Origin of the sequence: Pseudomonas sp. TUM22785, from assembly GCF_028198105.1 — a bacterium.
Taxonomy (GTDB): domain Bacteria; phylum Pseudomonadota; class Gammaproteobacteria; order Pseudomonadales; family Pseudomonadaceae; genus Metapseudomonas; species Metapseudomonas solani.
In genome coordinates this window covers 6333757-6347515 of the sequence record NZ_CP116239.1, presented here as the reverse complement: position 1 = coordinate 6347515, position 13759 = coordinate 6333757, and the positions used below count along the sequence as shown (strand labels likewise).

The following is a 13759-nucleotide window of genomic DNA, read 5'->3' as shown; positions in this document are numbered from 1 at the left end:
CGGGCTTCCCGTACCAGGCTGCCAGCTGCTTTCAAGAGGCTTAACACTGTGGCACTGACGATTCTCGGCCTTTCTGGCGCCCTCAGCCATGACCCCTCCGCCGCGCTCTACATCGACGGCAAGCTGATCGCGGCCGCCGAAGAAGAACGCTTCGTGCGCGACAAGCACGCGAAGAACCGCATGCCCTACGAATCGGCCAAATTCTGCCTGGAGCAGGCCGGCATCAAACCTTCCGACGTCGATGTGGTGGCCATTCCCTTCGCCCCCATCAGCCTGTTCGGCAAGGCCCGCTGGCAGTACGCCAAGCGCTACTGGTACGCCCCGGACCGCGCCCTCGACGCGATCCTCATGGGCAACCGCCGCTACAAGCGCTACCGCAACAAGATCGTCTGGTGCCTGGAGCAACTGGGCTTCGACGCCAAGAAAGTCAAGATCGAACCGGTGGAGCACCACCTGGCCCACGCCTCCAGCGCCTACCACTGCTCCGGCTTCAAGGAGAAGACCGCGATCCTCGGGATTGACGGCAAGGGCGAGTACGCCACCACCTTCTTCGGCTGGGGCGAGAACGGCAAGATCCACAAGATCAAGGAATTCTTCGACCCGGATTCCCTGGGCGGCCTCTATGGCGCGATCACCGAATACCTCGGCTTCGAGATGCTCGACGGCGAGTTCAAGGTCATGGGCATGGCGCCCTACGGTGACGCCGCCAAGTACGATTTCTCGCGCCTGGCCAAGTTCGAGAACGGCGAGCTGGTGATCAACACCGAGTACGCCAACGTCATCGGCTTCCGTCGTTACAAGGAAAACGGCAAGGGCTACTACTTCTCGCCCAAGCTGATCGAGTGGCTCGGCCCGAAACGCCAGGGCGACATCGCCGACGACCCCTACATCCACTACGCCGCCAGCATGCAGGCGCTGTTCGAGAAGCTGGCGCTGGAGATGATGGAGTACTACCTCGGCGACATCCTCCGCGAGACCGGCAAGATCGCCTTCGCCGGCGGCTGTGCGCTGAACGTCAAGCTGAACCAGAAGATCATCGCCCGCCCGGACGTGAAGGAGCTGTTCGTGCAGCCCGCTTCCGGTGATGCCGGCACCGCCGTCGGCGCCGCTGCCTACGTCTCGCACAAGCGCGGTGTGCCGGTGGAGAAGATGGAGCACGTCTACCTCGGCCCGGCCTTCTCCAACGAGGACGTCATCGCCGCCTGCGCCAAGCACCCGAACAAGCCGGTGTTCAAGCGCATCGAAAACACCCCGCAGCGCATCGCTAGCATCATGGTCGGCGGCAACCCGGTGGCCTGGTTCCAGGGCCGCATGGAGTTCGGCCCCCGTGCCCTGGGCGGTCGCTCCATCATCGGCTGCCCGAGCATTCCCGGCGTCGCCGACCGCATCAACGAACAGATCAAGTTCCGCGAGCGCTGGAGGCCCTTCTGCCCGTCGATGCTCGACACCGTGGCGCCGCAGATGCTCAAGGTCGACCACCCGAGCCCGTTCATGACCTTCACCTTCGAGGTCAATGACGAGTGGAAGGAGCGCGTCTCCGAAGTGGTGCACGAGGACGGCACTTCCCGTGCCCAGGTACTGGAGCGCCGCCACAACCCGCGCTGGTACGACCTGATGAAGGAGCTGGAGAACCTCACCGGCAACGGCGTCTCCCTGAACACCTCCCTCAACCGTCGCGGCGAGCCGATGATCTGCTCACCCACCGACGCGCTGAACATGTTCTACGGCTCCGATCTGCAGTACCTGATCATGGAAGATGTATTGGTCGTCAAGGATGGCGTGGATTGGTATGACAATGTCGGATAGTCCGCTGCTCAGCGTCATCATCCCGGCGTACAACTACGCCAGGGTGCTGCCGCGAGCGGTCGAGTCGGTGCTCTCCCAGGCTGATGGAGACGTAGAGCTCTGGGTCATCGACGATGGTTCCAGCGATGACACCCCGGCTGTATTCGAAGCACTGGCGACTCGCTACGGCGAGCGCTTCCATGGGGTCCGTCAGGAAAACGCCGGCCCCTCCGCCGCGCGTAACCATGGCGTGCGCCTTGCCAGCGGCCGTTTCGTACTGCTGCTGGACGCCGACGACGAGTTGGCGCCGAGTGTGCTGCCCCGGCTTAGTGAGCAGTTGCGTGCACACCCCGATACCGGCCTGTGGCTGGCCGGGCACGTAGCGGTTCAGCCTGATGGCCGCGAGCGCGAGCACCCAGCTTCCGAAGTGCCGAACGACCTGCAGCAGCGCCTGTCCGCTTACCTGCTGGACAAGACCATCGCCATCAGCCACGGCGCCTGCGTATTCAGGCGCGATCTCCTGCTCCAGCGCCCCTATCCGGAGCACCTGCGGCACAGCGAAGATATCCCCGTGTTCGCCTACACCCTGGCTCAAGGCCCGGTACGACGCCTGGACTTCTCCCTTGCACGCATTCACAAACACCCTGACAGCCTGCGGCACAGCGCCGAGGCCGCACGGAAGGTGGATCTGAAATTGGTTGATGAGGTGTTCGGCAGCCTGCCCGCTGCGGGGCAAGGATTGCGTCATCGCTACAGGGCGCAGCGTTGTCTGTCGCTGTTCCGTACCTGCATGCTGGCTGGTGATCATGCAGGTGCCCGGCATTACTACAGGGAGGCGCTGCGAACGGACTGGCGAGCGTTGTTCAAATGGTCATATACCCGCAAGGCGCTCGTTCTGTGTCTGACACGACGTTGATGAAGGTTCTGGCCCTAAGTTCTGCACGGCGAGAGCCCGATATTTCTTGTGTTTACGAAGAGTTGGGGAGGTCTGTTGATCTCGACCTGAAGCTGCTGAGCAAGAGTGATCAACGTAACCTGAAGCAGTTCTTCTGCGGCCTGGACCTCGCCAGATATGATCGCGTATTGATCGATCTGCATTTTAAAAACATCGCCAATCAGGCTCACGTCCTTCGCCGGATTCCGGGGCTTCTGATATATGAAGAGGACGCCTGCCAGAACTATCTGGATAACTCTCGTTGGAAGGGGCGGTTCAGTCGCTTCTACCGAAGCCTTCCCAATGCGCGTGTGATAGTGACTGGGGCAGGCGTTGCAGAGAGGCTCAGGGCGGAAGGCTTCAGTGTCTACTTCATTCCCAAGGGCTATGATCCCCGTATGGTCTGTAGCGAAGCCGTTGAGCGTGACGTCGAGTTGGGGTTCATTGGGCGCACTGCGAGTGCGGCTTATGCAGGGCGAAAAGCCCTTCTGGATCAGTTGGTTGAGCTCGAACCTCTCCAGCTGCTGCGTACGGAGCCCGGTCGTCCATATTGGGGGATGCTTAATCGGATCAAGTTCTTCATCAGCGCAGATGTAGGCTTGGGCGAGTACATGGCCAAGAACTTCGAGGCAATGGCAAGTGGATGTGTTCTATTCGCTTGGCGTCAGGGAATAGAGGAAAGTGCCATTGGCCTCAGAGATGGTATCGATCTGGTCCTTTATTCCGATATTGAGGAGCTGCGTGCACGGTTGGCCGCTCTGCGAAACGACCCCAGACAAGCAATATCAATCTCCTATAGTGGTCGCCGGTTTGTGGAAGAGCATCTCAGTCATGTGAGGTTGGCGCGGCATATGTCTGACGTGATAAATGAGCCCTGGCCTTCGTTTCAGCCTCCATCCTTTTGGAGCATGCTTCGCGAGCGCCTCAGTCCCAATGTGAGTAGATTCAGATGAGTGACCAGCAGTTGCCCTTGGTCAGTGTGATTATTGCATCCTATAACCATGCTCCCTACATTGAGGCCAGTATTCTTAGCGTGTTGGGACAGACCTACACGAATATCGAGTTGCTGGTGGTAGATGATGGCTCCAGTGATGACAGCGTTGCCCGCATCGAGTTGCTTCGGCAGGCCCATGGGTTCGACTTTAGAACCCAGTCCAACAAGGGGCTCTCGCGAACACTAAATGAGACCGTTGCTCGGGCGAAAGGAAGCCTGATTGCTCCTTTTGGCTCGGATGACATCATGCTTCCTGAACGGATCAAGACCCAGGTCGCCTATATGTCAGGGAGGCCTGAGGTGGGAATCTGCGCAGGAAACATCCGCATCATAGATGCTCTTGGCGCGACCGAGGGGAAAGTGGGCTGCAGCTCTGCTCGTCGACTGGACTTCGAGGATGTATTTCTCAACCGAAAGCCTGGTGCGCCTGCTCCTACGTTGTTATTTCGCCGCGAGGCGCTGGAGAAAGTTGGTGGATTCGAGGTGGATGTGCGCCTTGAGGATCTAATGGTGGAGCTGAAGATAACCAATGCAGGTTACTTCATTGATGTCTTGGCTGAAGTGCTGGCTCTTTATCGGGTTCATGAGAGTAATACCTACAAGAATTACAGATTCATGGTCGATAACGTTCTGCGGACTTATGATCGTTTCAGTGGGCACCCTGCTTACGAGCAGGTATGTGCGAACTACCGAAATTCGATGCTGCTGAAGTGTGCGAAAAAAGATAAGGCTCTGGCGCGCGAGTTGCTTGCGAACATCCCACTCAGGTACTGGGGTGCGAAGACGTTGAGAGGGGTTTGGCGCCTACTTGCTCGCTCATGAGCTAGACGGCGCACTTCTCATTTGAACTTGGGGAACCACGTCCTTAGGGCGTGGTCATGAGTCATCGACTCTGCCTGTGACGATTTGAATTGAGAGCCCCAGCAGGATGAACATGTGCCGTAGGGTGTGCCGTGTGTTTAGCCGGGATACATGGGTAACGCTTGTCGGGGGACATGGGTAACGGGTTGCTGGTCGTTACTTCTTCTCTCTCAGGTCGAACTGGCGGATTGTCTTATGGATGAAAATCACATCGTAGACACCATCCACACCGGTGGGGCGTATTGCGATTCGCTCGCCCAATAACCCACCACCGACGAACCGGCTTTTCCCTTTGAATTGCACCTGTCCGGTTCCCCCTACCTTGAGCACCTTGTCCTCCGGCTCGTACTCGATTTCCGGCAATTGCTCCGGGTACGCCCTTAGGCTTGGCTGATAGCGCGATATCGGTGGTAACTGGCCCAGTGCCTCATGAGGTCGTTGTTGGTTGTACTGGTCTCGCCATTGGTCCATCACGCGCTGGCAGTGCTCCATGTCACTGAAGCTGCGATGCAGCAGCTCACGCTTGAGGGTTTGATGGAAACGCTCGAGCTTGCCTTGCGTCTGCGGGTGATAAGGGCGGCTATGACTGACATCGATACCCAGGCGCATCAGCCAGACTTCCAGGGCGGATAGGCCGCCCTCGATGTTTGAGCCCCAGGGCGGGCCGTTGTCGGCCGTTATCCGGCATGGCAGCCCATAGCGACGGAAAACCGCGGCCAGCTTGGGGCGCACCAGTTCCAGGCGTTCCCCTTCACAGCCCTCCAGGCAGAGCGCAAAGCGTGAATGGTCATCGAGTACCGTCAGCGGGTGGCAACGTGGTGAGTTGCGGTCCGAAAGATGGAAGTTGCCCTTGAAGTCGATCTGCCAGAGCTCGTTTGGCCGCTTGTGCTCGTAGCGATGGGTAGCTGGCGCCTGTACGTCCTCGGCGTGATAGCGCACCTGGCAGCCGTGGCGCCGAAGAATCGCATCGAGGGTGCTGTGATGAGGGCGATCCATGGCCTTTGGCAACAGATGGAGCAGCTTGCGAGCGCCCCAATAAGGGAATTGGTGATGCAGGCGCACCACCTCTCGCTCCAGCTCGGCGCTGGTGCGTCCAGGACTCGTCAGCGGACGACGGGATTGGTCCTGCAGACCGGAATCACCCAGTTCTTGATATCGCTCCAGCCATTTGTAAGCCGTCTTGGGGCTGATGCCGTAGCGTCGACAGAGCTCCCGGATGTTGCTCTGCGGGTGTTGGGCCAACAGTACGAATTCACGTCGTATCGACATGGTGGTGCACTCCTGCCACGGCATCGCTCGAACTCCTCTTCGAAGGATTCCGTAAGCCTAAATGCGTTACCTATGTCTCCCGACACCTGTCACCTATGTCCCCCGGCTGAACACCGCGCGCACCGCTGCACGGTGCTTCCGGCGAACTCTATGTGTGCGTGGCACACCCTACGTCCAAACTCCGAAGTCTGGCTGCCCCCCCCTCCCCTTATAGGGGATCAAAGCAAGTCCATGTTTTACGAGCGTGGACTTTTACTGGTTTTTGATCATTTCGTTTGGCTGTGTAGTTGACGCTGCTTGTTCTTGGCTATGACCTCTGTCGCCAATATAAGTGCCATGGGAATCCAGATAAGGAACCAGTGCTCTTTGGGGCGGGAAAGGAACGCTCCTCCTTCTGTCATGCTGGCGACGAATCCAAAGATCAGCAGCGTCGATGCGATGCGGGCGAGCGGTTCCTGGTGATTGCGCAAGGCTGTTAGAAGGGCAGTTAGATAGAGTGCCAGCCACAATGCCAGGCCAATGAAGCCGCAGTAGTACGCCACGGCCAGCAACATATTGTGAGGGTCGGCCATAGTAATCAGGCCCGGCACCGGTATTGCCAATGGCGCATCGTATCCGTGCCCAAGCAAGGGCTTCTCCATGATGAGAGCCCAGGCCCGCTGCCAGATCTCGGGGCGATAGGACAGTCCCCTGTTGATCAACGCCTCGGGGAAAAGCAGAAGCAACGATGTTCCGACAAGTCCCAATATTGCCAATACGATCAGGCTGCGCCTGTTCCACTGAATTACGGCTAGCCAGATAACTGCCGCCGCTATTGCCAGCAGTGGTGTTCTCGAGCCTGTGGCGATGATCAGTGCACCTAGGATGGCCAGTGATACGAGTGATGGGATGTCGAGAATTTGTTTCTTAGAAAACCACAGTCCCCCCCAGGCTACGAGAAAGAAGCCATAGACATGAGAACTCAAGAGTGGATTGTAGAGCGCACCGTACCCCGCTAGGCGATCGGATGTTCCGCTATATAGATAGAATGCGAGGGTCATGGCACCAGCAAGGCTTGCGAGCCATGCACTGCAACGTATGCTGCCCATGATTCTGTCTGGCGCGACATGTGCCAGCAGGCCGGTAGCGAAGAATAGAAACAGTACATAGACGGGGCGCTTCGCGAGAGAGCTTGCGGAGTCCTCGGAGCTTGTCCAGCTCAAGGTAATCAGTGTGTAGATACTAAACGCCACAAATGCAATGAGCAGCGGGGATGAAAGCAGGTGTTTTATCCGTTTGGGGCGTAGCAACAGGATAAGCAGGGTCGGAGTTGCCAGAAATAGATAATAAGCTTTGTGGTAGAGCGCTCGATCCCAAACCCAGAACATCCCTGTCAGTAGCACGAATAATCCTGCAGGAAGGATGTGGGCGGTTAGCCAATCGGCGGCCTTCTCGAAGTGGCTGTTTAATGTCGCGAGGCTATACGGCTGTTTGTCTTCGCTCATAAGGAGTTCAAGCGGTCTCTGAAGGTTGTGCGGTTGCCAAGTTCTGTGGCGGACAAGTAAGCGTCGCGGAAAACCGTATTCTGTTCTGGGATTAGCCAGTTTCGGTCTTCCTGGTATCGCAACAGATGATGGAAATTTCGCAGTCGCATTGACTGGCTGAGCGCCTTGCTCTGGCTTTTTAGGTCTGCAATATCTATGAGTCCCAGCTCGTCATCAGGGGTAAGGATGATGTTTCCAAGGTGCAGGGAGCGGAAGTAAATTCCTCTGGCATGAAGTTCTGCAATGAATATACCCAGGCGCTTCCTGAGGACATCACCATTGCTTAACCTGTTCTTCATATGCCTTAGGGTTTCTCCCTGAAGGGGTTTGTAGTGCGCCACATCTCTATCAAGTCCCCTGACTCGATAGACGCCGATCATCTCTGGGCAAGGTATCCCCTTATGCTTGAGTTGTTCGACGTTGTCAGAAAAGCGCTGGGCGTAAGGATAAAAAGCAGTGGAAGAAAGAAGCCGCTTGCGCCTGAACAACTTGAGGATGCTGCCATCGACTAGGAGCAGCACCTTCTCCCCATGCCCATCTCGCTCCAGCACTTCGGCTCCAGAGCTGAGCTCCAGATAAGTCTCGTGATTCAGAACTTGCATCGAAGGGCCTCGTTCAGTGGCTGCGTATCTTACCCCAAGGGAGAGGCGCGGTTGGCGGAGACTTTGGGGCGCTGTGCTACAATCCGCGCTCTTTTTCGAGTACCGAGCCCTATGAGTCGTCACGATCAGCCATCGACTTCAAGTCTGCGAATATACCTGCGCCTGCTGGGCTACGTCCGCCCCTATGTCGGTATGTTTCTGGTCAGTATTCTGGGCTTCATCATCTTCGCTTCCACGCAGCCCATGCTGGGCGGGATTCTCAAGTACTTTGTGGACGGGCTGAGCAACCCTGAAGCTGTGCTCTTCCCCAATATCCCTTATCTGCGTGATCTGCAGCTGTTGCAGGCGGTGCCATTGCTCATCGTGCTGATCGCAGCCTGGCAGGGCCTGGGCTCTTACCTGGGCAATTACTATCTGGCCAAGGTTTCCCTTGGGCTGGTGCATGACCTGCGGGTGGCGCTGTTCAACAACCTGCTGGTATTACCCAACCGCTATTTTGATAACAATAATTCCGGTCATCTGATTTCTCGCATCACCTTCAACGTCACCATGGTCACGGGTGCTGCAACGGACGCCATCAAGGTTGTCATCCGTGAAGGCATGACAGTGATCTTCCTGTTCGCCACTTTGCTGTGGATGAACTGGGAGCTGACTCTGGTGATGGTGGCGATCCTGCCGCTGATCGCTTTCATGGTGACAGGAGCAAGCCGAAAGTTTCGCAAACAGAGCAAGAAGATCCAGGTGGCCATGGGCGATGTCACCCATGTGGCGTCCGAGACTATCCAGGGGTACCGCGTGGTGCGCAGCTTTGGCGGCGAGCCTTATGAGGAGGCACGCTTCCTCGAGGCCAGCCAGAGCAATACCGACAAGCAATTACGCATGACCAAGACCGGTGCCGTCTACACGCCGATGCTGCAGTTGGTGATTTTTTCCGCAATGGCGGTGCTGATGTTCCTCGTGCTCTACATGCGCGGTGAGTCTTCGGCAGGTGATCTTGTCGCCTACATCACGATCGCCGGCCTGCTTCCAAAACCTATCCGACAACTCTCCGAAGTAAGTTCCACCGTGCAGAAGGGCGTTGCGGGGGCGGAGAGCATCTTCGAACAGCTGGACGAGGTGCCGGAGACGGATACCGGTTCCGTCGAGCGCGAGCGGGTCGTTGGCCGACTGGAAGTACGGGACCTGAGCTTCCGCTACCCCGGCACCGAGAAGGCCGTTCTGGACAGCATCAGCTTCACCGCCGAGCCAGGGCAGATGATCGCCCTGGTGGGACGCTCGGGCAGCGGCAAGTCCACGCTGGCCAACCTGATCCCGCGTTTCTACCAGCACAGCGAGGGGCAGATCCTCCTCGACGGTGTCGAGGTCCAGGACTACCGTCTGCGCAACCTGCGCCGGCATATCGCCCTGGTCACCCAGCAGGTCAACCTGTTCAACGACTCGGTGGCCAACAACATCGCCTATGGCGACCTCGCCGGTGCGCCGCGTGCGGATATCGAGCAGGCGGCCGAGGCGGCCTATGCCAGCGAGTTCATCGAAAAGCTGCCTCACGGCCTGGACACCGACGTCGGCGAGAACGGCGTGCTGCTGTCCGGCGGCCAGCGCCAGCGCCTGGCGATCGCCCGTGCATTGCTGAAGAACGCACCGCTGCTGGTGCTGGACGAGGCCACCTCTGCGTTGGACAACGAATCCGAGCGCCACATCCAGAAGGCGCTGGACCGTGTGATGGATGGCCGCACCACCCTGGTCATCGCCCACCGCCTCTCCACCATCGAGAAGGCCGACCTGATTCTGGTCATGGACCAGGGTCGCATCGTCGAGCGCGGCAACCACGCCGAGCTGATCGCCCTGGATGGCTACTACGCGCGCCTGCATGCCAACCAGTTCGCCGAGGACAAGGTCCAGGCGGCGGAGCGCGGTTGAGCCGTCGATGTGTCTGAGATGAAGCGTCCATTCCCAGGGACCGGGCCGTGCTGAACCTGATACGCGCCTGCCGTGAGCGCGGTTGGCGTTCCTTGAGTGCCGCCGACTACGCTGCCGTCTGGTTGCGTTTCGGCGGCAGCCTGATGACCCATCCGGATGTGGTGGAGCGCCTGTCCGCGATGGCGGGTATTCCCGTGCGTTACCTCGGCTGGTTCGAGGGTGACGAGCCGGTGGCCGCGATCCCTACCTGGGGTCGTTATCTCGCGTTGTCGCGGGACGTGCTCAAGCGTGCTGGCAAACGCCACCTGTTCGACCTCGGTAACGCCGAGGTCATCCTGCCGGCGCGCCCTGATAGCGGCGCTGTCCTACGTCACCGCAGCAGCTACCTGGGTGAGCCCAACCGCAGCCGCTTGCTAGGATTGCGCCTGCAGAAAGAGTCGCTGGCGCTGTGCCGTGCTCCCGAGGAGTTTTCCAAGAAATTCCGCTACAACCAGCGCCGTGAGTTGCGGTTGCTGGAAGAGGCGGGTGGCACCTTGCGCCCGGTCGCTGAACTCAGCGCTGGCGAGTTGGCCACTATCTATACCGACCTGTTCGAGCGCCGCTGGGGGTTCGATGTGCCTGGCAAGGGGCATCTGGAAGAGGTGTTCGGGCTGCTCCGGGAGTTCCTCAGCGGCAGCCTGTTAATGCTGGAGCGAGCACCCATCGCCGTTCAGGTGGTGTACAGGGTGGAATCTCCAGAATGGATCAGCGCCGAATACATCAACGGCGGCGTCGATCCACAAAGCCGGGACTTCAGCCCTGGCAGCGTTCTCAGCTTCGTCAATACGCAGGCCGCCTGGGAGGATGCCCGGGCCAGAGGCAAGGCCCTGCGTTATTCGTTCGGGCGCGCGGATGTGGAATACAAGGATCGTTGGTGCAACAAGGTTCCCGTCTTTCGGGTGTGAGTGAATGGAAACACGCAAGCAACTGCTCCTGCGCCGTCATCGGCGCCATAAGCGTTTGTTCATGTTTGGCGCCCTGCTGGTCTTGGTTGCGCTGGACTGGTTCGGTTCCTGGAGCACCACGCCAGTGCTTCTGGTGCTCGGCTGGATAGCCCACGAGGCCTGGTTCGCCGACCACCTGTTCTACTCCCCCCGTGACGACTATCAATACCGTTTCCCGGCCGGCATCGAGCCGCTGCCAGTGCGCCTGGTGGACGGGCGCGTCGAGGCGGCAGCCGGAAATCTGCCGGTGGGCGTCGATACCCTGATGCTGGAGGTCAATATCCGCTGCGGCTGGCTTGGCCGCTGGCTAGACCCTCATGTACTGATCGACTGCGGTGAGTGCACCGATCGCCAGGATTTCGAGCGCGGGGTGAATGGGCGCCGCTACCTCAACCTTTCCGGTGCCCAGGCCGCGCTCGCCGCTGGGACTTTGCGTCTGCGCGGGCGCTTCTGCCGCCTGGCTCCCGGCGCTTCGCTCTATGCCTTCAGCAACCCCGACTACGCCAAGCAGAAGGTGCTGGTCATCGCGCCCCATGCGGATGATGCCGAGCTGGCGGCCTTCGGCCTCTATAGCCGCTGCAGCGATGTGCATATCGTCACCCTGACCCAGGGCGAGATCGAGGCTCAGGTGTATCGCCGCCTGGGGTTGGATAGCGCCGCCGCCGCCCGCCTGAAGGGCCGCCTGCGCAGCTGGAGCAGCCTGGCGGTACCGCTATGGGGCGGTGTGCCGGCCACCCGCTGCCTGCAACTCGGCTACTACTGCCTGCGCCTGGAGGCCATGGAGGCCGAGCCGGACAAACCCTTCGCCTCGCTAGAGTCGGGCGAGACGGACATCCGCAGCGTGCGCCGCTTCAATGCCCTGGCCCTGCCCGGCGACCTCGATGGCGCGTCGAGCTGGCGCAACCTGGTGGGCGACCTGGCGGCCCTGCTGGCGCGCCTGCAGCCCGACGTGGTGGTGGTCCCCCATCCGCAGCTCGATCCGCACCCGGACCATATCCAGGCCAGTCGCGCCCTGGACCAGGCCATCGAGCAGAGTGGCTGGACCCCCTCCGTGCAACTGCTCTACGCCAACCATCTGGTGGACAACGACCGCTGGCCCATGGGCCCGGCCGGTGGCGGCATCGCGCTGCCACCCTGCATCGATCCGCTGCCGGCGGATGCCCTGTGGAGCCCCGTGCTCTGTGAACAGGCACGCCTGGACAAGGCTCAGGCGCTGGCCATGCAGCATGACCTGCAGGTGCCGCTGTCGTTCAAGAAGCGCCTGCGTCGGACCATCCAGTGGCTGCTCGCCGCACGGCGCTGGCCGGAGAGCGGTGAGGACGACTTCTTCCGCAAGGCGGTGCGCCGCCACGAGCTTTTCTGGGTGAGACGCCTTTCCGATTGACGGCCTCCGGCGACGGGGCGGGTCAGCTGCTATGTTATGATCCGCGCCGTTTTTCCATGCTCCTGGAGTCTTCATGAAGCTCACCATGCCCCGTTTCGATCTGGCCCCCGTTCTGGTGGTGGGCGATGTCATGCTCGACCGTTATTGGCATGGCGGCACCTCGCGTATTTCCCCTGAAGCGCCGGTGCCCGTGGTACGTGTCGACCAGATCGAGGATCGCCCGGGTGGTGCCGCCAACGTGGCGCTGAACATCGCCGCCCTCGGCGCGCCGGCTGCCCTGGTGGGCGTGACCGGTGAGGACGAGGCCGCCGCCAGCCTGCTCGCCAGCCTCGGCGCCGCTGGCGTCGACGCGCGCTTCCAGCGCATCCCCACGCAGCCGACCATCGTCAAGCTGCGGGTCATGAGCCGCCACCAGCAACTGTTGCGCATGGACTTCGAAGAGCCCTTCGAGACCGACGCCGAAGCACTGGCCGTCGAAGTCGAGCGCTTGCTCTCCGGGGTCAAGGTGCTGGTGCTCTCCGACTACGGCAAGGGCGCGCTGAAGAACCACCAGGCGTTGATCCAGGCCGCCCGTCGCAAGGGCATCCCGGTGCTGGCCGACCCCAAGGGCAAGGATTTCGGCATCTACCGCGGTGCCAGCCTGATCACCCCCAATCTCAACGAGTTCGAAACCATAGTCGGGCGTTGCACCGACGAGGCCGACCTCGTCGCCAAGGGCGCGCAGCTGATGCGTGAGCTGGACCTCGGCGCGCTGCTGGTGACCCGTGGCGAACACGGCATGACCCTGCTGCGCCCGGACCAGCCTGCCCTGCACCTGCCGGCCCGCGCCCGTGAGGTGTTCGACGTCACCGGCGCTGGCGACACCGTGATCTCCACCCTGGCCGCCAGCCTGGCTGCCGGCGAGGACCTGCCCCAGGCCGTCGCCCTCGCCAACCTGGCCGCCGGCATCGTGGTCGGCAAGCTGGGGACCGCCGCCATCAGCGCACCCGAGCTGCGCCGTGCCGTGCAGCGCGAGCAGGGCTCCGAGCGCGGTGTGCTCAGCCTGGACCAATTGCTGCTGGCCATCGAGGACGCCCGCGCCCACGGCGAGAAGATCGTCTTCACCAACGGCTGCTTCGACATCCTCCATGCCGGCCACGTGACCTACCTCGAGCAGGCCCGTGCCCAGGGTGATCGCCTGGTGCTGGCGGTCAACGACGACGCCTCGGTCAGCCGCCTCAAGGGCCCCGGCCGGCCGATCAACTCGGTGGACCGGCGCATGGCCGTGCTCGCCGGCCTCGGTGCCGTCGACTGGGTGGTGAGCTTCGGCGAAGACACCCCCGAGCGCCTGCTGGGCCAGGTCAAGCCGGACATCCTGGTCAAGGGCGGCGACTACGGCATCGAGCAGGTGGTGGGTGCCGACATCGTCAAGGCCTACGGCGGCGAAGTGCGCGTGCTCGGCCTGGTGGAGAACAGCTCCACCACCGCCATCGTCGAGAAGATCCGCAGCCGCTGATCCTCCCCC

At 60.7% G+C, this 13759-nt stretch carries 11 protein-coding genes; 8 read left to right on the top strand and 3 right to left on the bottom strand.

From position 1 onward, the window contains the following. Positions 1-48: 48 nt before the first annotated feature. The 4 genes from PI990_RS28855 to PI990_RS28840 are packed head-to-tail and all read left to right on the top strand — an operon-like array spanning position 49 to position 4535. A complete protein-coding gene (locus PI990_RS28855; protein ID WP_271659223.1) occupies positions 49-1806 on the top strand; it encodes a carbamoyltransferase family protein in 1758 nt (585 codons plus the stop codon). Next, the gene (locus tag PI990_RS28850) at positions 1796-2701 is read left to right on the top strand and encodes a glycosyltransferase family 2 protein (RefSeq protein ID WP_271659222.1); all 906 of its coding nucleotides are present in this window, start codon (positions 1796-1798) and stop codon (positions 2699-2701) included. The genes PI990_RS28855 and PI990_RS28850 overlap by 11 nt, the downstream gene beginning before the upstream one ends. Beyond that, entirely contained in the window at positions 2701-3672 is a 972-nt protein-coding gene (locus tag PI990_RS28845) for a glycosyltransferase family protein (RefSeq protein WP_271659221.1), read from the top strand. Before PI990_RS28850 ends, PI990_RS28845 begins: the two co-directional genes overlap by 1 nt. Then, the gene (locus PI990_RS28840; protein WP_271659220.1) at positions 3669-4535 is read left to right on the top strand and encodes a glycosyltransferase; all 867 of its coding nucleotides are present in this window, start codon (positions 3669-3671) and stop codon (positions 4533-4535) included. Before PI990_RS28845 ends, PI990_RS28840 begins: the two co-directional genes overlap by 4 nt. 195 nt (positions 4536-4730) lie before the next feature. On the opposite strand, the gene PI990_RS28835 is transcribed toward PI990_RS28840, so the two are convergent. From PI990_RS28835 to PI990_RS28825, 3 genes are all read right to left on the bottom strand, one after another. Beyond that, positions 4731-5867 carry an IS481 family transposase gene (locus tag PI990_RS28835; RefSeq protein WP_271659219.1) on the bottom strand — a complete coding sequence of 379 codons (1137 nt, stop codon included), beginning with the start codon at positions 5865-5867 and terminating at the stop codon, positions 4731-4733. 242 nt (positions 5868-6109) lie between these two features. Then, positions 6110-7327 carry an O-antigen ligase family protein gene (locus PI990_RS28830; protein WP_271659218.1) on the bottom strand — a complete coding sequence of 406 codons (1218 nt, stop codon included), beginning with the start codon at positions 7325-7327 and terminating at the stop codon, positions 6110-6112. After that, the gene (locus PI990_RS28825; RefSeq protein ID WP_271659217.1) at positions 7324-7968 is read right to left on the bottom strand and encodes a toluene tolerance protein; all 645 of its coding nucleotides are present in this window, start codon (positions 7966-7968) and stop codon (positions 7324-7326) included. The genes PI990_RS28830 and PI990_RS28825 overlap by 4 nt, the downstream gene beginning before the upstream one ends. A gap of 111 nt (positions 7969-8079) precedes the next feature. Here PI990_RS28825 and msbA point away from each other — a divergent pair, with 111 nt between their 5' ends. From msbA to hldE, 4 genes are all read left to right on the top strand, one after another. Next, complete coding sequence (msbA, locus tag PI990_RS28820) at positions 8080-9888, top strand: lipid A export permease/ATP-binding protein MsbA (RefSeq protein ID WP_271661370.1); 1809 nt, start codon at positions 8080-8082, stop codon at positions 9886-9888. Positions 9889-9935: 47 nt separating this feature from the next. Further along, the gene (locus tag PI990_RS28815) at positions 9936-10832 is read left to right on the top strand and encodes a GNAT family N-acetyltransferase (RefSeq protein WP_271659216.1); all 897 of its coding nucleotides are present in this window, start codon (positions 9936-9938) and stop codon (positions 10830-10832) included. A gap of 4 nt (positions 10833-10836) precedes the next feature. Continuing rightward, a complete protein-coding gene (locus PI990_RS28810; protein WP_271659215.1) occupies positions 10837-12255 on the top strand; it encodes a PIG-L deacetylase family protein in 1419 nt (472 codons plus the stop codon). A gap of 73 nt (positions 12256-12328) precedes the next feature. Then, on the top strand, positions 12329-13750 hold the full coding sequence (hldE, locus tag PI990_RS28805; protein ID WP_271659214.1) for a bifunctional D-glycero-beta-D-manno-heptose-7-phosphate kinase/D-glycero-beta-D-manno-heptose 1-phosphate adenylyltransferase HldE: 1422 nt from the start codon (positions 12329-12331) through the stop codon (positions 13748-13750). The last annotated feature ends 9 nt before the right edge of the window (positions 13751-13759 follow it).

What these genes read in the sequence shown, in the direction of transcription:
- PI990_RS28840 (WP_271659220.1), top strand. Translation starts at nt 3,669, where the DNA reads ATGAGTGACCAGCAGTTGCCCTTGGTCAGTGTGATTATTGCATCCTAT.
- PI990_RS28850 (WP_271659222.1), top strand. Translation starts at nt 1,796, where the DNA reads ATGTCGGATAGTCCGCTGCTCAGCGTCATCATCCCGGCGTACAACTAC.
- hldE (WP_271659214.1), top strand. Translation starts at nt 12,329, where the DNA reads ATGAAGCTCACCATGCCCCGTTTCGATCTGGCCCCCGTTCTGGTGGTG.
- PI990_RS28830 (WP_271659218.1), bottom strand. Translation starts at nt 7,327, where the DNA reads ATGAGCGAAGACAAACAGCCGTATAGCCTCGCGACATTAAACAGCCAC.
- PI990_RS28835 (WP_271659219.1), bottom strand. Translation starts at nt 5,867, where the DNA reads ATGCCGTGGCAGGAGTGCACCACCATGTCGATACGACGTGAATTCGTA.
- PI990_RS28845 (WP_271659221.1), top strand. Translation starts at nt 2,701, where the DNA reads ATGAAGGTTCTGGCCCTAAGTTCTGCACGGCGAGAGCCCGATATTTCT.
- msbA (WP_271661370.1), top strand. Translation starts at nt 8,080, where the DNA reads ATGAGTCGTCACGATCAGCCATCGACTTCAAGTCTGCGAATATACCTG.
- PI990_RS28825 (WP_271659217.1), bottom strand. Translation starts at nt 7,968, where the DNA reads ATGCAAGTTCTGAATCACGAGACTTATCTGGAGCTCAGCTCTGGAGCC.
- PI990_RS28810 (WP_271659215.1), top strand. Translation starts at nt 10,837, where the DNA reads ATGGAAACACGCAAGCAACTGCTCCTGCGCCGTCATCGGCGCCATAAG.